The 20,579-nt window shown below is 69.4% G+C and carries 16 protein-coding genes; 6 read left to right on the top strand and 10 right to left on the bottom strand.

Annotated elements, in window-relative coordinates:
• Positions 1 to 57: 57 nt before the first annotated feature.
• The 8 genes from ACN469_RS39885 to fabI all read right to left on the bottom strand — a co-directional run bounded on the left by ACN469_RS39885 (position 58) and on the right by fabI (position 9,008).
• Positions 58 to 1,674, bottom strand: a complete 1,617-nt coding sequence (locus tag ACN469_RS39885) for a methyl-accepting chemotaxis protein (protein ID WP_498776996.1) — start codon at positions 1,672 to 1,674, stop codon at positions 58 to 60.
• A gap of 88 nt (positions 1,675 to 1,762) precedes the next feature.
• Positions 1,763 to 2,833 carry a chemotaxis protein CheB gene (locus ACN469_RS39880; RefSeq protein WP_498776994.1) on the bottom strand — a complete coding sequence of 357 codons (1,071 nt, stop codon included), beginning with the start codon at positions 2,831 to 2,833 and terminating at the stop codon, positions 1,763 to 1,765.
• Positions 2,830 to 4,995, bottom strand: a complete 2,166-nt coding sequence (locus ACN469_RS39875; RefSeq protein ID WP_498776992.1) for a hybrid sensor histidine kinase/response regulator — start codon at positions 4,993 to 4,995, stop codon at positions 2,830 to 2,832. The genes ACN469_RS39880 and ACN469_RS39875 overlap by 4 nt, the downstream gene beginning before the upstream one ends.
• Entirely contained in the window at positions 4,985 to 5,530 is a 546-nt protein-coding gene (locus ACN469_RS39870) for a chemotaxis protein CheW (protein ID WP_498776990.1), read from the bottom strand. The genes ACN469_RS39875 and ACN469_RS39870 overlap by 11 nt, the downstream gene beginning before the upstream one ends.
• Positions 5,527 to 6,756 (bottom strand): CheR family methyltransferase, encoded by a 1,230-nt coding sequence (locus ACN469_RS39865; RefSeq protein WP_498776988.1) that lies wholly within the window; start codon positions 6,754 to 6,756, stop codon positions 5,527 to 5,529. The genes ACN469_RS39870 and ACN469_RS39865 overlap by 4 nt, the downstream gene beginning before the upstream one ends.
• Entirely contained in the window at positions 6,753 to 7,619 is an 867-nt protein-coding gene (locus ACN469_RS39860) for a response regulator (RefSeq protein ID WP_498776986.1), read from the bottom strand. Before ACN469_RS39860 ends, ACN469_RS39865 begins: the two co-directional genes overlap by 4 nt.
• Before the next feature lie 4 nt (positions 7,620 to 7,623).
• Positions 7,624 to 8,010: a response regulator gene (locus tag ACN469_RS39855; protein ID WP_498776984.1), complete on the bottom strand. Its 387-nt coding sequence runs from the start codon at positions 8,008 to 8,010 to the stop codon at positions 7,624 to 7,626.
• 164 nt (positions 8,011 to 8,174) lie between these two features.
• On the bottom strand, positions 8,175 to 9,008 hold the full coding sequence (gene fabI / locus ACN469_RS39850; protein ID WP_498776982.1) for an enoyl-ACP reductase FabI: 834 nt from the start codon (positions 9,006 to 9,008) through the stop codon (positions 8,175 to 8,177).
• Between the two features lie 185 nt (positions 9,009 to 9,193).
• Between fabI and ACN469_RS39845 the strand changes: the two genes are divergently transcribed.
• From ACN469_RS39845 to ACN469_RS39835, 3 genes are all read left to right on the top strand, one after another.
• Positions 9,194 to 12,079, top strand: coding sequence for a 2-oxoglutarate dehydrogenase E1 component (locus ACN469_RS39845; protein WP_498776980.1), 2,886 nt, complete (start codon positions 9,194 to 9,196; stop codon positions 12,077 to 12,079).
• Positions 12,069 to 13,295: a 2-oxoglutarate dehydrogenase complex dihydrolipoyllysine-residue succinyltransferase gene (gene odhB, locus ACN469_RS39840; protein WP_498776978.1), complete on the top strand. Its 1,227-nt coding sequence runs from the start codon at positions 12,069 to 12,071 to the stop codon at positions 13,293 to 13,295. The genes ACN469_RS39845 and odhB overlap by 11 nt, the downstream gene beginning before the upstream one ends.
• A gap of 210 nt (positions 13,296 to 13,505) precedes the next feature.
• Positions 13,506 to 13,709, top strand: coding sequence for a cold-shock protein (locus ACN469_RS39835; protein ID WP_498776976.1), 204 nt, complete (start codon positions 13,506 to 13,508; stop codon positions 13,707 to 13,709).
• Between the two features lie 143 nt (positions 13,710 to 13,852).
• Here ACN469_RS39835 and ACN469_RS39830 read toward each other — a convergent pair whose 3' ends face one another.
• A complete protein-coding gene (locus tag ACN469_RS39830) occupies positions 13,853 to 16,060 on the bottom strand; it encodes a DPP IV N-terminal domain-containing protein (protein WP_498776974.1) in 2,208 nt (735 codons plus the stop codon).
• Between the two features lie 117 nt (positions 16,061 to 16,177).
• Here ACN469_RS39830 and ACN469_RS39825 point away from each other — a divergent pair, with 117 nt between their 5' ends.
• Entirely contained in the window at positions 16,178 to 16,954 is a 777-nt protein-coding gene (locus ACN469_RS39825) for a hypothetical protein (protein WP_498776972.1), read from the top strand.
• A 138-nt stretch (positions 16,955 to 17,092) separates the two neighbouring features.
• Here ACN469_RS39825 and ACN469_RS39820 read toward each other — a convergent pair whose 3' ends face one another.
• Positions 17,093 to 18,958 (bottom strand): BamA/TamA family outer membrane protein, encoded by a 1,866-nt coding sequence (locus ACN469_RS39820; protein ID WP_498776970.1) that lies wholly within the window; start codon positions 18,956 to 18,958, stop codon positions 17,093 to 17,095.
• Between the two features lie 95 nt (positions 18,959 to 19,053).
• Here ACN469_RS39820 and ACN469_RS39815 point away from each other — a divergent pair, with 95 nt between their 5' ends.
• On the top strand, positions 19,054 to 19,623 hold the full coding sequence (locus ACN469_RS39815) for a hypothetical protein (RefSeq protein WP_498776968.1): 570 nt from the start codon (positions 19,054 to 19,056) through the stop codon (positions 19,621 to 19,623).
• A gap of 36 nt (positions 19,624 to 19,659) precedes the next feature.
• Positions 19,660 to 20,574 carry a sulfotransferase domain-containing protein gene (locus tag ACN469_RS39810; protein ID WP_498776966.1) on the top strand — a complete coding sequence of 305 codons (915 nt, stop codon included), beginning with the start codon at positions 19,660 to 19,662 and terminating at the stop codon, positions 20,572 to 20,574.
• The last annotated feature ends 5 nt before the right edge of the window (positions 20,575 to 20,579 follow it).

Below are 20,579 nucleotides of genomic sequence, written 5' to 3'. Positions count from 1 at the left end.
ATTCCCAGGTGAGGGAGTCGGGGCCTCTTCGCATCCACGGTGTCGCCGTGGGTGGCGCTACTCGACGCGGTAGATTTTCACCGCGCTGGAGAGCTGCTCGGAGATGATCTGCAGCGTGGTGGCCGCCTCACCCGTGGAGCCGATGCGGGCGACGGTCTCATCCATCATCTTGGAGAGGTCATTCACCGCCAGGGTGATTTGGTTGATGCCCACGTTCTGCTGGCTCACGGCGGCGGCAATCTGACGGACGGCGGCGGCGTTGTCCTGGACGATGGAGGACAGCTCTCGCAGGTTCTGCCCGCTGGTGCGCACCTGGGCCAGGCCCGCCTCCATGCGCTCCGCGCCGCGCTCGGTGATTCGCACCGCGGCCGTCACCGAGTTGGCGATGTCGTCCAGCAGCTCGCGCACCCGCGTCGTGGCTTGAATGGATTGGTCCGCCAGCGCGCGGATTTCGCGCGCCACCACGCCGAAGCCCTTGCCGTGCTCGCCCGAGCGCACCGACTCAATCGCCGCGTTGAGCGCGAGCATGTTGGACTGGTCCGCCAGGTCCTTCACCGTCTGGGTGATGCCGCCAATCTGCTGCGTGCGCTCCCCCAGCTCGAGAATCTTCTGGGCAATCTCGCCCACCTGGACGCGGATGTCGTTGAGGCCCGCCATCGTCTGCTCGATGGCCGCCTCGCCCGAGCGGGCCAGGGCATCCGCGCGCTCCGCCACGGACAGCACGCTCTCCGCCTTCTGCGCGGCCAGCATGGAGGTCTGCTTGATTTCCTGCGCGGTGACTTGCGTCTCCTGGAGCGCGGCGGCCTGCCGGGAGATGGTCTGCGCCTGGTCCGTGGAGGAGGTGTTGAGGTGCTCGGTGGACTGCGTGAGCGCCTGCGCCGCCTGCTGGAGGTTGAGCGTCACCTCGCGCAGCCGGCCCACCATCTGCGCGAAGGAGCTGGCCAGCCGGCCCACCTCGTCGCCGCTCTTCACCTGGATGGGACGGGTGAGGTCCCCGGACTCGACGATGTGGCCCGCGACTTCCGTCAGCTCTCGCATGGGCCGGACGATGCTGCGCCCGAAGGCCGCCGCCACCGCCACGCCCAGCGCCACCAGCAGGAGCGCGAAGCCCACCATCCGCCAGCGCAGCTCGGACACCAGCATGTCGATGTGGTCCCGGGAGATGCCCACGTGCACCGCGCCCAGCCGACCACCGGCCACCGGCGCGGACACGTTCATCGCGTGAAGCACCCGCCCCTCGGACTCCACTTCCAGCACGGCGCCCCAGCCCGTCTCCGCGCTCACCTCGCCCTGCGCTGCCGTCGCCTCCTTCAGCGACTGCGGAAAGGCACCTGGGAGGCTGTGGGCCGTGACACCGCCGACGGCGTCCGTCAGGAAGACGTACGTGACGTCCTCGCTGGTGCGCGAGACGTTCAGCAGGGGCTGGAGCGCGGCGATGCCCGCCGTCACGCCCTGCTCGGCGGACACCGCGAGGGTACGGGCCAGGAGCTGGCCTTCGCCCATGTGGCTGTCGATGAGGTCGCTCTCCAGCCGCCGCGTGGCGATGCCGGTGAGGATGGCGGCCACCGTGGCGCTGACGAGCGTGGTGACGAGGACGAGCTTCGGCGCCAGTCCGAGCGACTGACGGAACTGCTGGCCGAGCTGCGTGGTGAACGAGGTCTGTTCGGTGCTCACGGCATCACCACCCGGAAAACTTCGGGACGACTCCCGCGCGGGCGCGGGGCGAAAGCGAACGACTCGGGACAATCATGCACGGGCAAGGTCACTTGCCCACCCCGCCCTCTCCGCGCCCACCGGAGCGGAAGTTGGGGGGGATGCAGCTCTGGAGGATGAGGTCCGGCACCGAGGCCAACGGCACGCCCTGGTCCGTCGCGCGCAGCTCCAGCGCCGCGCGCGGCATTCCATAGACGACGGACGTCGCCTCGTCCTGGGAGAAGGTGACGCCCCCGGCGTTGCGGATGGCCAACAGGCCCCGCGCGCCGTCCTCGCCCATGCCGGTGAGCACCACGCCGCCGCTGCGCCGGCCGAACGCCGAGGCCAGCGACGACAGCAGCACGTCACCGTTGGGACAGGGGCCGCCCCGGCTGCGCTGCATGCGCGCGAGGCCCGCGGAGTCCACCAGCAAGTCCTGGCCGTCCTGCGGGAAGTACACCCGGCCCGGCTCCAGCCGCTCGCCGTCACGGGCCACGTCCACCGTCAGCGGCGTCACCTGGGACAGCCAGCGCACCATGCCCTGGGTGAAGCCCACGGTGATGTGCTGGGCGATGAGGATGGGCACCGGCAAGTCTTTGGGCAGCTTGGACAGCAGCTCCGCCAGCGCGGGCGGGCCTCCCGTGGAGGCCACCACGCCGAAGACGTCCACCCGCGCGCCGATGGGCGGCGGCGTCACGGAGTTGGTGCGCTGGCGGCGGGAGATGACAGGCACCTCCGCCATGAGGCACACCGAGTGGGCCAGGTCGCGGCCCCAGCGGCGCAGCTCCTCCACGTTGGTGACGTTGGGCTTGCCGATGAGCTCCAGCGCGCCGGCGCTCATCGCTTGAAAGCCCAGGTCCACGCCTCGCTGCTCCGCCACGGCGCTCACCACAATCACCCGCGCGGGGGACTGGGACATGATGGCCGCGATGGCCGCCGGCCCGTCCAGGCCCGGCAGCAGCAGGTCCATGGTGATGACATCCGGACGGAGCAACCGCGCGAGCTGCACGGCGCGGTTGCCGTCCCCGGCCCGACCGACGACCTCGATGCGAGAGTCCTCGGTGAGCAGGGCCGTCAGCGTATTGGCCATGGTGGGCGAGTCGTCCACCACCAGCACGCGAATGGTACGACGGGTGTTCACGCGCGCCCTCCCCTGCGACTCATCACGTCGAGCACCTCGGCGAGGAGCCGACCCGCGGCACACTCGCGCTTGCTGAGATAGCCATCCGCGCCCGCCGCCATGCCCCGCTCCCGCGCGGCGGCACTGTCATGCGCGGAGACGAGGATGACGGGCAACGACGACGTCTCCTTCTTCTCGCGCAGGCGGGCGATGAGCTGTGTTCCGTCCATCTCTTCCATGTCCAGGTCGCAGATGACGACGTCGTACGTGTCCGTCGCCAGTCGGTCCAAGGCGCGTGCGCCGCTGGCCGCCAGGTGCACGCTGAAGCCACCCGCCTCCAGCATCGCCCGGTGCAGCGCTCGCGCGGTGAGCGAGTCATCCACCACCAGCGCCCGGCGCTGCGCGGCCACCGTCGCCTGCCCCGACTCCGTCACCAGCCAGTCCGGCCGGCAGATGAGCAGCAGCTCACCCCGGCTCAGCGTCGCCGCGCCCTGCCACGCGGGCACGTCCCGCACCTCGGACGGCAGCGGGCGGATGACCAAATCACGGTCTCCCACCACCGCGTCCACGCCCAGCGCCACGCGCTTGCCACCGCTCTGGACGATGAGCAGCGGCTGGCCTTCCGCGGGGGGCGCCAGGGCCCTCAAGCCCAGCCGCGCGCCCAGGTCCACCACCGGCAACAGCTGCCCCTGGTATTCCAGGTGCGCCTTGCGCTTGCCGATGCGCAGCGAGTCCGCGCGCGCCAGCTGCGTGGCCTCCACCGCCAGCATCGGCAGGCCCACCAGCTGCTCCAGCGCGCGCACCACCAGCACCGGCGAGCTGCCCAGGTCCACCGGCAGCGTCATCACGAAGCGCGTGCCCTGCCCCGGCGTGCTGTTCACCTCGATGCGGCCCTGCAGCGCCTCCACCGACGCGCGCACCGCGTCCAGACCCACGCCCCGGCCGGACGTATCCGTCACGTCGCTGCGGGTGCTGAAGCCCGGGCGGAAGATGAGGTCTCGCACCTGGTTCTCGTTGAGCCGCTCCGCCTCGTCGGAGGTGACGACGCCGCGCGACTCGGCCACCTTGCGCACGCGCATCACGTCGATGCCCGCGCCGTCGTCCGAGCACTCCAGGAAGAGCAGGTTGCCCTGCTGCTCGATGCGCAGCGTGAGCGCGCCCTCCTGGTGCTTGCCCGCCTTCTCGCGCTGGGCCGGCAGCTCCAGGCCGTGGTCCACCGCGTTGCGCAGCAGGTGCACCAGCGCGCCCTGGAGCTTCTCCAACAGGCGCCTGTCCAGCGACAGCTCGGAGCCCACCACGGACAGCCGGGCCTCCTTGCCCAGCTGGCGCGACAAGTCCCGCACCATGCGCTGGAGCGGATCCAGAATCGTGCGCACCGGGCGCGTGGTGATGGCCTTCAGGCCCTCCTCCAGTGCGTCGACGATGTCGCTCGTCTCCTCGCCGTCGGTGCGCAAGAGGCGCGACGTGCCGGCGAGCAGCGTGCGGGCCTCGGCCGTCTCCGCCAGCAGCCCCTGCTTGGCCAGCACCGTCACCGCGCGGTCCAGCTCGCGGCCTCGCTCCTCCACGCGCAGGCGAACCTCGCGCAGCCGCTCCACCTCGCGCATCAGCGACGTCACCTGCCGCACGCTGACGCGCCAGCCCGTGTCCGCCGACTCCGGCTGCGCGTCCTGGTTCAGCGCCGACGCGGACTCCACCAGCGCGCTCTCCTCGGGCGTCGCGGGCTCCGCGGGCGAAGCCGAAGGAGCCTGGCCCGCCGACGGCGCCCCCACCGTCTCCGGCGCGGGCCCCTCCGCCACGAGCTGCGCCAGCGCGGCGGCCGGGTCCGGCAGCGCGTCACCCCGCCCGTCCGCGTGGGCCTGGGCGCGCAGCATGAAGAGGTCCAGGCCGTGCAGCAGCACGTCCACCACGGACCGGGGCATCTTGCGCGAGCTGGCCTTCAGCGGCGCGAGCGCGTCCTCCAGCTTGTGGGCGATGTCGCCCAAATCCTGGAGGCCCAGGCTGGAGGCGCTGCCCTTGAGGGTGTGCAGGTGCCGGCCCAGCCGGACGTAGAGCTTGGCGAGCGCGGTCGCATCCAGGCCCTCGCGCTCCAGCTCCAGCAGGTCCATGGTGACCTTCTGGATGACCTCCTGGGCCTCCACGGCGAAGCCCGTGACGAGCCCTTGCAGCATCGGGTCAACGGGCATTGCGTCCTCCCGACGAGCGCGTGGTGAACAGGCGCTTGAGGTCGATGAGGTGGATGAGCTGGCGGTCCTGGGTGAAGACCTCCATCACCGGCCCCTCGGCGCGCACGCGCGCTGACTCCACCACGCTCGCGGGCAACGTGGTGGGCCGGGGAATGGCCTCGCAGTCCAGCGCGCACAGCTCGCCGTCGCCTCTGTCCACGACCAGCAGCACCGCCGGGTCCTGCCGCCAGCCGTGGCCACCCAGCATGGACGCGAGGCTGAGCGCGGAGAGCACCTGACCCTGGAAGCGCAATACGCCAACGACGTGAGGCGCGGACAGGGGCACCGGCGTCACCATGCGCAGGGGCAGCGCGGCGCGGAGCATCTCCAGGGAGAGCGCGTAGCGCTCCTCGCCCAGGGGGAACTCGGCGATCCAGTGCACCGCCTCCTCGACGGTCGTCTCCGCCTGCTCCCGAAGCCGTGACGCGCGCCGCTCCAGCAGCTCCGCCGCCTCCTGCTCCTGAGCCTCCTCCATGTTCCGAGGAAGGATCTTCATTCGAGCGCCCCCAGGTTGAGGTAGGCGTCAGCGGACGCCTGATAGAACCGCGCCGGAAGGGCCTCCGGCCCGTCCACGAGATGGTCTGGTGGAAGGCGCTCGGCGCGCACCCGCAGGGCACGCATCAGCGGCACCGCCGCCTCACGCGCCCCAGAGCGCTCGCGCAACAGCGCCAGCTCCAGCAGTCCCGGCAGATAGTCCGGCGCCTGTCGCACCAGCGACTCCAGCACCGCCGACGCACCATCCACGTCACCCTCCTCGATTCGCTCCAGCGCCGTCAGGTGCAGCCGCGCGGGCGGGGGCGGCGGCGTCACCTCGACGCGCACCGGCACCGGCGTCACCTTGGGGCGACGGATGAGCGGCGGGGGCGGCGCGGCGCGCTCCACGAAGCGCGGCACGGGCGGGGGCGTGGTGCCCTCCCCCGGCCCCAGGAGCCGGAACGTCTGCAGCTCCGGCGTGCCCTCGCGAACCATGCCCGCGGGCACCCGGTCCGCCTCCACGGCCCCCAGGAAGAGCAGCCCGCCAGGATTGAGCGCCCGGGCCAGCAGGGCGATGGCCGCTTCCCGCGCGGCGAGGGAGAAGTAGGTGAGCACGTTGCGGCAGAAGATGAAGTCGAAGCGGCCCAGCCGCTCGGGCAGCGGCGCCAGGAGGTTGGACTGCGCGAAGGAGGTGATGCGCCGGATGACGGGCAGGATGGTGACCTGCCGGTCCGCGCCGTCCAGGTAGAGCGGGAACAAGCGGGGCGCCGACTCGCGCCGGGACCAGGTGCCGTAGGTGGCGCGCCGCGCCGTCTCCAGGCTGGCCTCGTGCAGGTCCGTGCCCACCACCTCCACCGCGAAGCCGTGGGGCACCGAGGCATGCAGCGCCGCGGCCAGCGAGTACGCCTCTTCACCCGTGGCGCAGCCCGCGCTCCAACCCCGCAGCGCCAGCACGCCCCGGCGCATGGCCGCGGGCACGCCGACGTGAGAGAGGTAGCGGAAGTGCTCGGGCTGACGGAAGAAGTACGTCTCCCCCACCAGCGCCGCGCGCACCAACGTGCCGGACAGCGTCGAGTGGGGAAACAGCAACTCCCCCAGCAGGTCCGCGGACGAGCGGCCACGCGCCAGCTCTCCACGCACGACGCGCTCCATCGCCTCGTTGGCGATGGCGTCGTCGCGGAAGCCGGTGATGGATGACACCACCTCCCGCGCTCGGGTCAGAAGCCGCGGGTCGAGCTCTGCGCTCATGCGCTCCGTCCAGCCTCCGCGGCCTCGACCATCCGGGGCAGCTCACGCAGCAATCCGCGCGCGACGAACACCCTCGGGTCCAGGATGGGCAGCAGGTGGCCGCCCGAGCGCAGCATGCCGATGAGCCCCTCGCGCAGCGGGCCGTGGTCCGCGCCGCCCACGCGCTCGCGCCGGTCGATGTCCGTCGCCGCGTACTCCTCCGGGTCCTTCACCGTGTCCACCGCGAGCGCCAGCGCCACCCCATCCACCTGGATGACCACCAGCATCCGCTCCACGCGCGGCAGCGAGTGCTCCACGCTCAGGCGCCGCGCCACGTCCAGCACGCACAGCGCCTCGCCCCGCACCTCCACGTATTCGCGCAAATACGAGGGCGCCGTGGGCAACGGCCGCGTCGCCGGGTGCAGCAGCACCTCGCGTACCGAATCCAGCGGCACCGCGAACTCCAGCGTGCCCACCGTCACCCGCAACACCAGGAGGGAGCCGGTGCGCGCGCGTCGCCGCGAGTTCGCCAGCGCCTCACCCACCGCGTGCAGCAGCTCGTCCGCGCGGAAGGGCTTGGCCAGGAACGTCTCCGCCCCCAGCCCGATGCACGCCTCCGCCCGGGACTTCTCCGAGGAGATGATGATGACGGGGATGTCCACCGTGGCGGCGTCGGACTTCATCCGCTGGAGGACCTCGTCGCCGTCCATCTCCGGCATGGACAGGTCCAACAACACCGCGGCTGGCCGCAGGCGGGAGACCTTCTCCAGCGCCTCGCGGCCGTTGCTCGCCGTGTGGATGGTGTAGTGCCCGGAGAGGATGGCGCGCTCGAGCGCCAGGATGGCGTCGCTGTCGTCGACGAGCAGCAGGGACGGCAGGCTCACGGCATCAGGCCTTGGACAGGAACTGACGGACGGTCTCCGTCAACTCGTGGTGGGACACCGGCTTCTGGATGAAGGCGTTGGCGCCCGCCTCCGTGCCGCGCTGGCGCAGGTCCACGCTCTTCTCCGCCGTTAGCAGGAGAATTGGCACGCTGCGAAGCTGCGCGTTCTTGCTGGCCCGCACCTCCTTGACGAAGGTGATGCCGTCCATCCCCGGCATGTTGATGTCCGCGATGACCAGATTCACGGGGACCAGATTGAGGATCTTCAATGCCCGAGTGGCGTCATCCGCCTCCAGCGCCTCCACTCGGAGGTTCATGAGGTAGATCTTGACGATGTTCCGAACGGTCGGGCTGTCGTCCACCAGCAAGACCTTGGTGCTGTTGGTGCTCACGGTGCCACGGCTCCTGCGCAAAGGCTCGCCCACGCGGCGGGACACCCTCACGAAACGTTGGAGACTCTACCGTGAGGGCTCACACGGTAGATAGCGGGGGGGACCGCCCGCCGTGACAGCAGGCGGGCAGGTGTCGGATGACCTCGGGGTTTGCCTCCCCGGGCCTACTCGCTCGGCGGCTTGGAGGCGGCGGGCTCCGCGCCCTCGTCCGCCTTGAGGTCCACCGGCGGTGCGCCAATGGCGTGATAGCCACCGTCCACGTGGATCATTTCGCCCGTGGTGGAGGGCAACCAGTCCGACAGCAGGGCGCAGGCCGTCTTGGACACCATGTCGTGGCTCTCCTTGGAGTTCCAGCCCAGGGGGGCCTGCTTGCCCCAGCCCTGCTCCAGCGCCTTGAAGCCCGGAATCCCCTTGGCGGCCATGGTGGCCAGGGGACCGGCGGCCAGGATGTTCACCCGGATGCCCTTGGGGCCCAGGTCCCGCGCCAGGTAGCGCGCGGTGGACTCCAGCGCGGCCTTGCACACCCCCATCCAGTCATAGATGGGCCACGCCACGTTCTGGTTGTCGAAGTCCAGCGCGACGATGGAGCCGCCCGGGGGCATCAGCGGCATGCACGCCACGGCGAGCTCCTTGAGGGAGAACGCGGAGATGCGGAACGCCGTCTGGACACTCTCCCAGGGCGTGTTGAGGAAGTTGCCGCCCAGGGCGTCGTCCGGGGCATAGCCGATGCTGTGCAGCACCCCGTCCACCCGGCCCCAGCGCTGCTTGAGTGACTCCGTGAGCGCCGTGAAGTGGGCGGGGTTCGTCACATCCAGCTCCAACACCTCGGTGCCCGCCTTGAGGCGCTTGGCGCTCCGCTCGGTGAGGGACTTCGCCCGGCCAAAACCAGTGAGGACGATTTCCGCCCCCTGTGCGAGCGCGTGCTCGGCGATGCCGAAGGCGAGGGACTGGGGCGTGAGGACCCCGGTGATGAGCAGCTTCTTGCCCTGGAGCAGCATGTGCGGCGGCCTCGTGGGGAGAGGAAGGGGTGCGGAGCGCGCTGTCTAGCACTCCTTTCGGTTGAAACGGGACGAAAGGGGGCCCCGGAGTCCCTGGGTGTCGGGGTCTTCCCATCCCAGGCAGTGAAGCCGCGTTCACGAAAAACCCCCAACGGGGCGGCCTTCCAGTAAAAGACGACACCGCCATGGCGAACTTCCAGGACACGTTCCTTTCCGGCGCCAACATCGACTTCATCGAGGGGCTCTACGCCCGCTATCTCGAGGACCCCGCCAGCGTGGATGCAAGCTGGCGCGAGGTGTTCGAGCGAAACGATGGTGCCGGCCGTCCCATCTTCAACGCGAAGCTGCTGGAGGCCCCCACTCCCGCCGCACCCGCGGGCAAGGCCAATGGCAAGGCTTCTGCCACCGCCCAGCCGCCCGCGCCGGCGGCCGCCGCTGTCCCGCCCGCGAGCACGGCGCAGGCCCAGGCGCTGGAGCTGCAGTCGAAGGTGGACCAGGCGCTGTTCGCCTTCCGCCTGCGCGGCCACCTGCGCGCCAGTCTGGATCCGCTGGGCCGCCCGCGCCCGGCGCTGGAGCACGTCGCGGACGTGGGCATGGTGGACGACAGCCACTTCTCCGCGCGCGAGCGTGAGCAGGAGGTGGAGAGCAGCAACACCTTCCCGCAGCAGCGCGTGAAGCTCGGAGAGCTGCTGTCGCGCCTGCACAAGACGTACACCGGCAGCATCGGCGTGGAGGTCATGCAGATCCTCGACAGCCAGCGCCGCCGCTGGCTGATGCAGCGGATGGAGCACAGCGAGAACCGCACGGACTTCTCCGTGGAGGACCAGCGGCACATCCTGACGAAGCTGTCCTACGCGGAGGGCTTCGAGAACTTCCTCCACACCAAGTACGTGGGCGCCAAGCGCTTCAGCCTGGACGGTGGCGAGGCGCTCATCCCCATGCTGGATGCCATCGCCGAGGTCGGCGCCAGCATGGGCCTGAAGGAAGTCGTCATCGGCATGGCCCACCGCGGCCGCCTCAACGTGCTGACGAACATCCTGGGCAAGCAGCCCAGCCAGATCTTCAGCGAGTTCGACGGCCCCAAGGACCCCAAGGCGTACCTGGGTCGCGGCGACGTGAAGTACCACATGGGCTTCTCGTCGGACCACACCACGCGCCAGGGGAAGAATGTCCACCTGTCGCTGGCCTTCAATCCCAGCCACCTGGAGGCCGTCAATCCGGTGGTGGAGGGCCGCGTGCGCGCCAAGCAGGAGCGCGGCGGGGACACCGAGCGCGTGGGCGTCATGCCCCTGCTCATCCACGGCGACGCGGCCTTCATGGGCCAGGGCGTCGTCGCGGAGACGCTCAACCTGTCCGGCCTCAGGGGCTACGCCACCGGCGGCACCATCCACGTCGTCATCAACAACCAGGTCGGCTTCACCACCGACCCGCATGACTCCCGCTCCTCCATCTACGCGACGGCCATCGCGCAGATGCTGGACATCCCCATCTTCCACGTGAATGGAGATGACCCGGAGGCGTGCGTCCACGTGGCGCGGCTGGCGGCCGAGTACCGGCAGACGTTCCACAGCGACGTGGTCATCGACCTCATCTGCTACCGCCGCTACGGCCACAACGAGGGTGACGACCCGTCCTTCACCCAGCCGGCGATGTACGACATCATCCGCAAGCACCCGACGGTGCGCACGCTCTACGCGAAGACGCTGGCGGAGCAGTCGCGAATCTCGGCGGAGGACTCGGAGGCCATCAAGCAGCGCTGCCTCCAGGAGTTCGACGCGGCGCTCGTCCGCGCACGCGAGGAGAGCCAGTTCAAGGAGCCCAACGCGCTGGAGGGCCTGTGGAAGCCCTACCAGGGCGGCTCGGTGAAGAACGCGCCCCAGGTCGCCACCCGCGTGGACAAGGCGAAGCTGCGCGAAGCGCTCCAGCGGCTGTGCACGGTGCCGGAGGGCTTCCACGTCCACCGCGACGTGGAGCGCACCGTCATCAAGAAGCGCCTGGGCATGCTGGACAGCGAGGAGCTGCAGTGGAGCGAGGGCGAGACGCTCGCCTACGCCACCCTGCTCGCGGACGGCCACCCGGTGCGCCTGTCCGGCCAGGACTGCGAGCGCGGCACGTTCAGCCACCGCCACGCGGTGCTGCACGACGTGCAGACGGGCGAGGAGTACACGCCGCTCAAGCAGTTCTCCACGGGCCGCGCCAGCTTCCAGGTCGTCAACAGCGCCCTGTCGGAGATGGGCGTCTTGGGCTTCGAGTACGGCTACAGCCTGGACGTGCCGGACGGCCTCACCATCTGGGAGGCCCAGTTCGGTGACTTCGCCAACGGCGCGCAGATCATCATCGACCAGTTCATCGCGGCGGCGGAGAGCAAGTGGCGCCGGCTCAGCGGCATCACCCTGCTGCTCCCGCACAGCTACGAGGGCCAGGGCCCCGAGCACTCCAGCGCGCGTCTGGAGCGCTTCCTCGACTTGTCCGCCGAGGACAACATCCAGGTCTGCTACCCCACCACGCCCGCGCAGATCTTCCACCTGCTGCGCCGTCAGGTGCTGCGCCCCGTGCGCAAGCCCCTGGTCATCATGTCGCCCAAGAGCCTGCTGCGCCGGCCGGAGGCGACGAGCAAGCTGGAGGAGCTGGCCACCGGTGGGTTCCAGGAGGTCATCCTGGACAAGGTCGCGCCCGAGGGCGTGACGCGGCTGCTCTTGTGCAGCGGCAAGGTCTATTACGACCTGGTGAAGGCCCGGGACGAGCGCAAGGACAACAGCATCGCCATCGTCCGGCTGGAGCAGCTCTACCCGTTCCCCTTCGACGAGCTGGCCAACCTGGTGGGCAAGCTGCCGAAGCTCGCGGAGGTCTTCTGGGTGCAGGAGGAGCCCCGGAACGCCGGCGCGTGGCACTTCATGTTCCCGCGACTGCACGACCTGGCGTCGTCGCGCTCGCAGCAGCAGGTGAAGTTGGGCTACATCGGCCGCGCGGAGGCCGCCAGCCCCGCAACCGGCTTCCCCAAGACTCACGAAATCGAGCAGCAGCTCATCATCGAGGAAGCCATCTTCCGAGGGACCAAGAATGGCCGTTGAACTGAAAGTGCCGCCGCTGGGCGAGTCCATCACCGAAGCGGTCGTCGGCAAGTGGAACAAGAAGCAGGGTGATGCGGTGTCCGCGGACGAGCCGCTCGTCGTCCTGGAGACCGACAAGGTCACCATCGACGTGCCCTCGCCCTCGGCCGGCTCCCTGGCCAGCGTCGCCTTCAAGGAGGGCGACAAGGTGCGCGTGGGTGACGTGCTCGGCCTCATCACCGAGGCCGGTGCCGGTGCCGGCGCTCCCGCCGCGAAGCCCGCCGCGGCTGCTGCCCCCGCCGCCGCGCCCACCCCGGCCCCCGTCGCCTCGGCTCCCGCCGATGCTGGCGCGGACGCGCGGATGACGCCCACCGCCCGGAAGGTGGCGGAGGAGAACAAGCTGGACGTCACCCAGCTGAAGGGCAGCGGCACCGCGGGCCGCATCACCAAGGAGGACGTGCTCGGTCAGCTCAACCGCCCGGCCGCGCCTTCCCAGCCCGCCGCCCCCGCCCAGCCCGCGGGCCCCCGCCCCAACGCCGCCCGCGAGGAGCGCGTCCGCATGACGCCCCTGCGCAAGCGCGTGGCGGAGCGCCTCATCCAGGCCCAGTCCAACGCCGCCCTGCTCACCACCTTCAACGAGGTGGACATGGGCGAGGTGATGGCGCTGCGCAAGAAGTACAACGAGAAGTTCCAGGCGAAGCACGGCGTGAAGCTGGGCTTCATGAGCTTCTTCGTCCGCGCCTCGATTGAGGCCCTCAAGGCCTTCCCGCAGGTCAACGCGGAGATTGACGGCGAAGACGTCATCTTCAAGCACTACTACGACATCGGCGTGGCGGTGAGCGGCAGCCGCGGCCTCGTCGTCCCCGTGCTGCGCAACGCGGACAAGCTGTCCCTGGCGGAGCTGGAGAAGGGCGTCGCGGACCTGGGCACCCGGGCTCGCAACGACAAGCTGGGCCTGGCCGACCTCCAGGGCGGCACCTTCACCATCACCAACGGCGGCATCTTCGGTTCCATGCTGTCCACGCCCATCATCAACCCGCCTCAGACGGGCATCCTGGGCATGCACAACATCGTGGACCGCGCCGTCGTCCGCGACGGGCAGATTGTCATCCGCCCCATCATGTATGTCGCCCTCACCTACGACCATCGGCTCATCGATGGCCGCGAGGCCGTCCAGTTCCTCGTGCGCGTGAAGGAATGCATCGAGGACCCGGAGCGCCTGCTCCTCGACGTCTGACGCCTTCTCCTTGATGTCTGGGTTGTAGGTGACGCGCCGCGCCGCGACTTGCCAGGGAGGCCCGAGCTCAGTGCAACTCGGGCATTCCAGGTCGCTGGCTGGACTTCCAGGCAGGCGCTTCACTACAACTGGACATTGTCTCCCGGTCGTCGGGGGGCGGGAAGAACGGGCGGCTCTCACACGTCGCCCCGCGAGACTGAAGGAAGTGCAATGGCAACCGGTACCGTGAAGTGGTTCAACGACGCGAAGGGCTTCGGCTTCATCACCCAGGACGGCGGAGGTGAGGACGTGTTCTGTCACCACACCGCTATCAACATGGATGGCTTCCGCACCCTCGCCGAGGGCCAGAAGGTGGAGTTCGAAGTGGCCCGCGGCCCCAAGGGCCTGCAGGCGCAGAACGTCCGCGCGGGCTGAAACGTCGTCGTAGGTCCTGGCCCTTCCCCGCGGGGGGCCGATGAACGGAGGCCCGCCCCTGGAGTTGAGGGAAGCGGGCCTCTTGCTTTTGCGGGGTACGGGGAAGGCCCCGGGCGCGAACGCCCGGAGCCCCGAGCCTCACATCAGAGGTTCTTCTTGAAGTGGTCCATGATGCGCTCCCACTGGCGCTCCTTCACCAGCGGGTCCGGCACCATGTGCGTCAGGCCGCTGAGCGGCAGCAAGTCGTGCGGCTTGCCGGCGCGGAAGAGCGCGTCGCTGAGCTTGAGCGTGTGGAAGAAGTACACGTTGTCATCCGCGGTGCCGTGGATGAGCAGCAGCTTGCCGATGGGCTTGTCCGTCTTCGCGTAGGTGAGGAGCGAGCTCTTCTCGTACGCCTCCGGGTGCTCCTGGGGCAGGCCCAGGTAGCGCTCGGTGTAGTGCGTGTCGTAGTCGAGCCAGTCCACCACCGGGGCGCCGGCCACCGCGGCCTTGAAGACATCCGGGCGCTTGAGGGCGGCGAGCGCGGCCATGTAGCCACCGAAGCTCCAGCCTTCGATGCCCACGCGGTTGATGTCGATTTCCGGCAGCTCCTTGGCCAGCTCCTGGATGGCGGCTGCCTGGTCTTCAATGGTGATGGTGGCGAAGTCGTACTTCACCTCGCGCTCCCAGGCGGCGCCGCGCAGCGGGGTGCCGCGCCCGTCGAACTTCACGACGAGGAAGCCGTGGTCCGCCATCCACTGCGGCATCAGGTGCGCCGCCATGCTGTGGTGGACGACGGTGGTGGTGGGGCCGCCGTAGACCTCGACGATGACGGGCAGCTTCTTGCCCGGCTTGAAGTCACGCGGGCGGGTGATGGAGGCCCAGAAGCGCTTGGGGCCCACCTGCCGCACCTCGGTGTTGGGGATGAAGGGCGGCTCCTGCGCCACCTCGGGCAGCTCGCCCACCTTCGTCCCATCCGCGCGCAGCACCTGGGTGCGGCTCATGGTCTTCAGGCTGGAGCCGTTGACGACGAGCACGTTGCCGTCGCGTGAGGCGGAGCCGCCTTCGATGCCGTCCTTGTTGCCCGTCACGCGCTCCGGCGCGCCGCCCGCCTTCACGCGCCACAGCGCGCTCTGCGTGGGGTTGGGGCCGCCGTTGAAGTAGAGGGTGCGGTCCTTCTGGACGAAGCGCGACAGGTTGCGGAAGCCCGCGTCCGGCTTCACCACGCTGCGCTCCAGCGAGCCGTCCGCCTTGCGCTGCTCCACCTCGGGGCCACCGTTGCGCTCGGTGTACCAGAGGAAGCCGCTGCCATCCTCGAGCCACAGCGGGAAGTCCTGCTCCAGGTTGAGCCAGGCGGAGTCCTTCTCCACCAGCAGCTCGCGCGTCTTGCCCGTGGCGGGGTCCACCGCGAGCAGCTGCTGCTCGGTCTGCACCCGGTTCTGCACCAGGATGGTGAGCGGGGCGCCCTTCGGCCACGTCACGGTGGCCAGGTACGGGTACTTCGCCGAATCCCACTGGACCCACGTCGTCTTTCCGCCGGTGACGGGGGTGACGCCCAGGCGCACCTTGGCGTTGGGCTTGCCAGGGCGGGGATAGGCGAAGATTTCGCCGCCGCGCTCGGGGTGCATCACGTCGACGATGGTGAGCTTCTCCACCTCGGCGGTGTCGGACTCGGTGTAGGCCACCGACTTCGCGTCGGGGCTCCACCAGTAACCGGAGAAGCGGCTCATCTCCTCCTGGGCGACGAACTCGGCCACGCCGTTCGACTTCGCGTCGGAGCCGCCCTTGGTGACTCGCTGCTCCTTGTTGGCGGCGACGTCGATTCGGTAGACGTCATTGTCCCGGACATAGGCCACCTGCTTGCCGTCCAGGGAGAAGCGCGGGTCCAACACGCCGGGGCCCGTCTTCAGCTCCGTCACCTTGCCGCTGGCGCGCTCCACCACGTAGAGGCGGCCGGACAGGGGGACGAGCAGTCGCGTGCCGTCATCTGAAATCTGGTACGAGGTGAAGCCTCGGGCGCTGACGCGCATGCGCTCGCGGCGGGCCTTCTCCTCGGGGGTGAGCGTCTCGTCGGAGCCCTTGAGAATGGCCTCGGGGGTGAGGACCTCCTTCGTCTGACCGGACTCCACGTCGAACGCGTAGAGCGTCTGCACGTTGGAGGTGGCCTGGGTGCGAAGGAAGAGGACCTGCTTCTCGTCCGGGGTGACGCGCACGCCCACCGGGCGGCCACTCGAGAAGTTGCGAGTCTCCGCGAGCTGTCGCAGGAAGGTGTCTTGCTTTCGCTCCGTCTGGGACATGGGTAGGGGCTTCATCTCCTGGGCGAGTGCGGACGTGCTCACGAAGAGGAGCGCGGCGGTAAGTACCTGGCGCATGGGTCGTCGAAATCCCGCCGGTGGCGGGGCTCCTTTCACGGAAAGGTGCGGGGAAGCCTACACTCGGCCGCCGCGCAAGCTGAGCAAACCCACAACGGACGTGAGGATTCCCGAGGGATGGAGACCGAAGACGACGCCCTGCGCCACCTGAGGCTGGCGGGCATCATCCGCCTGGGGCTGGGAGGCGGGCGAGGCCCCACGGACGCCTATGTCTTCGACCCCCATCGGCTGGCCCTCCCCTCGTGGGCGTGCGCGCTCGGGGAGTCGGGCTCCCCTGCCCTCCTGGTGACGCTCGACAGGCACCTGGACGTGGTGGTGCCCAGAGAGCCCGGGAAGGTGCCGGACCGCTCGGCGGGACTGCGCGCGCTGGACGAGCACGCCCGCTGGTCGTTGGACGTGCGCAACTACGACCACATCCTCGCGGCCATGGAGGCGGGGCTGGTGGGAGACGCCTTGCTGGTGGCGAGGACGCGGCCCCGGGGCTCCTTCGCGGGAGACACCTATGTGGACACGCGGGGCCGCCCTCACCGGCTGGTGTCGGTGACCACCGTGGACCGGGCGTCCGAGGCGTGGAATCACCCCGCGCCCGGTGACGCGGTGCGGGAGGTGCTGGAGCGCGCGGACCAGGTGTTGCTCGACATCGACCTGGACTGCTTCACGTCGCTGAGTGACGCGGACCCGACGACGGTGATTCCGTGGCCTCGCGCCGTCATCCGCGAGTTCCTCTTGCCCGAGGGCTCCGAGCCCTTCTGGGACGCGGTGCTGAAGCGCACGGTGGCGCTGACGCTGGCGCGCGAGCCGCATCACTGCGGCGGGTTGCTCGCGTCGGGTGAGTTGTTCCGCGACGCGGCGGAGGTGCTGTTCCGCGAGCTGCTGCGCGTCGAGCCGCCGTAGGACACCGCGGGATTCGAGGTGGCTCCGCGCGAATGCAGCGGGCCGGACGCGTTGCCAGGAGTGGGCCGGCATCAACTCGTGGCGCATCGGCGCTACCACGCCGAGTTGGGCAAATCGCAGTGAGCGCGACCGCCGCGCCTATAGCGGCGAGTCGAGGAAGCTCGGCCGCAGGTCCGTCACCTGTCCACCGGCGAGCGAGAAGCGGCTGCCGATGGGAGGACGGTCCCCATTGAGCACGTAGCCGAAGTCGATGCGGAACGGCATGACGTTGAACTGGGGGAACAGCACGCGCAGGCCCGCGCCCACCGACGTCACCATGTCCGGTCTGTCGTTGAACGCGCTGCCCGAGTCGAGGAAGAGCACCCCGCCTACGTGCACCGTTTTGATGACGACGGGCGCGGTGCGGTACTCCACGTTCACCAGCAACATCCGCTTGCCGGAGTACTCATCCGCCGGTGCGCCGCGAAGCCCATTGCCACCGCCCAGCAGGGTGATTCGGTCGAACAGGTCATCGATGTTCACATCCAGCAGGCCGCGCGCGACGAAGCGGCCTCCCAGAATCTTGGGCGACACCTGCGCCAGCTCCGCGGCCCAGTGACGGTTGTTCCACGTCGCGCCCACACCGAGCTGTCGACGGATGGCGCCTGAGGCGGACACGGTGGTGAGCGCCTCGCCCCAGCGCAGCCGGTAGCGCGCCGCGAGCCCCGCCTCCGTGAAGTGATTGTCGTCCCCGAACACGGGAGGCGCGTAGCGCACCGTCGCGGAGACCCAGTGTCCCATCTGGTAGTCCTCCGAGAGCACGTACGAGTCCACGTCGCGCAGCACCTCGTACCGGGCCTCGAAGGCGCGCAGGGACAGCGAGGCGTAGCCCGCGTCCTCCGCGCGCGGCAGGTAGTTGCGGCGGAACCAGTCGGCCTGTCCCTCCGTCAGCATCGACGAGGACGGCGGGTTGTAACCGTAGTGGTACGCGCCCAGTGAGCCGCTCACGTTGAACTTGTAGCGCAGGCCATACGAGCGCGTGTACGAGGCCGCGCCCGCGACCTCCTCGGTCCGGTACACGTATGGCACCGTCGGCCCCTCGGGATAGGGGAGCTGCCAGATGTCCGCGCCCCGGTAGACGCGATTGGTCTCCACGTTCCACGCGACGGACGTGCTCATGCTCCACGGCGTGGACAGCGAGTAGAGCGGACGGCTGACGGAGAAGCTTCCCCGAGAGCCCTCCGCCTTGCCGCTCTCGCGGCCGATGATGAGCGCGATGGACTCGCTCAAGGACCAGCGGCTGCCGAGCACGCGCGGGTCGGTGTAGCTCTGGCCGAGGCTCAGCGTGTCCAGGCGCAGCGTGAAGTCGAGCGCCAGCTTCTTGCCCCGGCCCAGGAAGTTCTGCTCCGTGCCCTGGAGCCGGAGGTACTGGAGCAACGAGCCCACCGCGGAGAAGTCACTGTTGAGGCGCAGCGACCAGATGTCCTTGGTGACGACGAGCAGCGCCACCGTCCCAGGCACCTTGCCCTTCACGGGGACGACACGCACCACGGAGAACAAGCGCAGGCCGCGCAGGTTGCGCGCCGTCTCGTCCGCGAGCCTCGTGGCGTACGGCTGCCCTGGTGGCAGCAACACCTCGCGCCGGACGACCTCCTCGCGGGTGCGGATGTGGAACATGTTGAGGAAGTTCGGATACGGGTCGCTCTCCGCGACCACTTCCTCGGTGTCGACGAGGACTTCGGCCAGCGGCAGACCCTCGGGAGAGGGCTCTATCTGTCGGCCATGTCGAGCCAGGGCCTCGACGATGAGGGCCTCCTCGTAGTTCTCCTGGGAGAGTCCCGGAGGACGCGCCGACGCGGGCTCCACCGACGTCCCCGCCGGTGCCTTCTCGCCTTCCTCTGTCGCGCGAGCCTCCTCCTGCGCCGGAGACGCGACGACGGGAGCCGGCGTCTCGGCGACGGGCTCCGCCTGGAGGGAGGTCAGGGTGAGCGGAACGACGATGAGGACGAGCAGCGGGAGCGCCACGCCGCCATCCTGGCATGCGCGGACTTCCTTGCGAGCATCTTCATCGCACGGCTCCTCGGATTGCGGCGTGAAATGCCGACTGACATCCTCGCTGGATGGATGCGAATGCCCGCGAGTACCTCGCGATTCAGATGTTCTATGGAGAGCGCCGCGCTCGACGCTCTGGCATTCCATACCTGCACCACATCGACGAGGGACTGTGGGTCCTCCGAGCCCTGGGCGCGAGCGAACGCGCCCAACGCGCGTACTGTCTGCACCCACTGGTTCAGGAGGATGACGCGCGAGCCGAGGCCTGGGCCCACGCGCTCGCCACCGGGGCGGACCTCTCCTTGCCACCCATCGACGGTGTGAGTGACGACCCGCGCGTCCTCGCGCTCGCGCTGGACTATCGGCAGACGGCCAATGCCGCACTGTCCCATCGACCGGACTTGAAGGGGCCTGGCGACATCGCGCTCAGCACGGAGCCCGAGGTCAACGACATGCTCCGCGCCGACAAGGTCCAGAACTACAAGGACTTCATCCGCCATCACCAGGGAACCCATCCCCGGTCCGCCGAGCTGGAGCGCTACTTCCAGGCATGGCTCGCGCGCCTCGAGGTGTCTCGTGAGCAGCTCGCGGTCTGGCATGACGCGCTCGAACACGATTGCGCCCAATTCAGCAAGTAGAGTCCCGGACGGCGGTCGCCCCGCCAGGGGGCACCCATGAGCGAGCCGGACGTCACGCGCTGTCAGCCTTCATCCCGTCTGCCCACGTCACTTCAAGAACTGCAGTCGCTGCGCGCCTGGCGAGTACCGATTACCGCCCCGGCCGACTTCAAGCTGGAGCCGACCGACATCCTGATCGCGACGTATCCCAAGTGCGGCACCACCTGGACACAGCAAATCGTCCACGGACTGCGCACGAGAGGCTCCATGGACTTCGAGGAGATCTCCCTCGTCGTCCCCTGGCTGGAGAGTCCACCGCTTCCCGGGCTCGACCTCGCCGGACCCCAGGTCGCCAGCCCCCGAGCCTTCAAGACCCATCTGCACTGGGAAAGGATTCCCAAGGGGGGCCGGTACATCCACGTGATGAGAGACCCAGCGGACACGCTGACGTCCTTCTACCATTACGTGAACGGATGGATGTTCGAGCCCGACTCCATCACCGTGGAGGAGTTCTGCTTCGGCATCTTCCTGAAGGACGCACGCTTCGGTCGCTACTGGGAGCACCTGCGCTCCTGGTGGCGGGTGCGTGAGCGAGAGGACGTGCTCCTGCTGTCCTACGAGGACCTGAAGGAGGACCTCGCGGGCTCCGTCCGCCGCATCGGCGCCTTCATGGGCCTGACAGTGGATGACGACCTGGTCGCCCTGGTGACGCGCCAGTCCACCTTCGAGTTCATGCATGCGCATGAGCACCAGTTCGACGACCATCCCACGACCACCGTCGTCAACCAGATGACCGCGCTTCCACCAGAGCTCCAGACCACCAAGGTCCGCGCGGGCCGGGTGGGCGACTCCGTGGAGCTGCCCGCCGCCGTGCATGAAGCGCTGAAGGAGACGTGGCGCGTCGACATCGAGGTGCCGCTCGGCATCCCGACCTATGCGCGAATGAGGCGGTTGCTCCACGCCTCGCGTTAGCGGCG

Source organism: Corallococcus terminator (assembly GCF_049194865.1).
Classification (GTDB): domain Bacteria; phylum Myxococcota; class Myxococcia; order Myxococcales; family Myxococcaceae; genus Myxococcus; species Myxococcus terminator_A.
The sequence above is the reverse complement of the archived record's forward strand: the minus strand, read 5'-3'. Positions and strand labels throughout refer to the sequence as shown.

Coding starts and splice junctions, on each gene's coding strand:
- ACN469_RS39815 (WP_498776968.1), top strand. CDS start 19,054: ATGGATGCGAATGCCCGCGAGTACCTCGCGATTCAGATGTTCTATGGA.
- ACN469_RS39825 (WP_498776972.1), top strand. CDS start 16,178: ATGGAGACCGAAGACGACGCCCTGCGCCACCTGAGGCTGGCGGGCATC.
- fabI (WP_498776982.1), bottom strand. CDS start 9,008: ATGCTGCTCCAGGGCAAGAAGCTGCTCATCACCGGGGTCCTCACGCCC.
- ACN469_RS39845 (WP_498776980.1), top strand. CDS start 9,194: ATGGCGAACTTCCAGGACACGTTCCTTTCCGGCGCCAACATCGACTTC.
- ACN469_RS39870 (WP_498776990.1), bottom strand. CDS start 5,530: ATGAAGATCCTTCCTCGGAACATGGAGGAGGCTCAGGAGCAGGAGGCG.
- ACN469_RS39835 (WP_498776976.1), top strand. CDS start 13,506: ATGGCAACCGGTACCGTGAAGTGGTTCAACGACGCGAAGGGCTTCGGC.
- ACN469_RS39830 (WP_498776974.1), bottom strand. CDS start 16,060: ATGCGCCAGGTACTTACCGCCGCGCTCCTCTTCGTGAGCACGTCCGCA.
- ACN469_RS39810 (WP_498776966.1), top strand. CDS start 19,660: ATGAGCGAGCCGGACGTCACGCGCTGTCAGCCTTCATCCCGTCTGCCC.
- ACN469_RS39865 (WP_498776988.1), bottom strand. CDS start 6,756: ATGAGCGCAGAGCTCGACCCGCGGCTTCTGACCCGAGCGCGGGAGGTG.
- ACN469_RS39875 (WP_498776992.1), bottom strand. CDS start 4,995: ATGCCCGTTGACCCGATGCTGCAAGGGCTCGTCACGGGCTTCGCCGTG.
- odhB (WP_498776978.1), top strand. CDS start 12,069: ATGGCCGTTGAACTGAAAGTGCCGCCGCTGGGCGAGTCCATCACCGAA.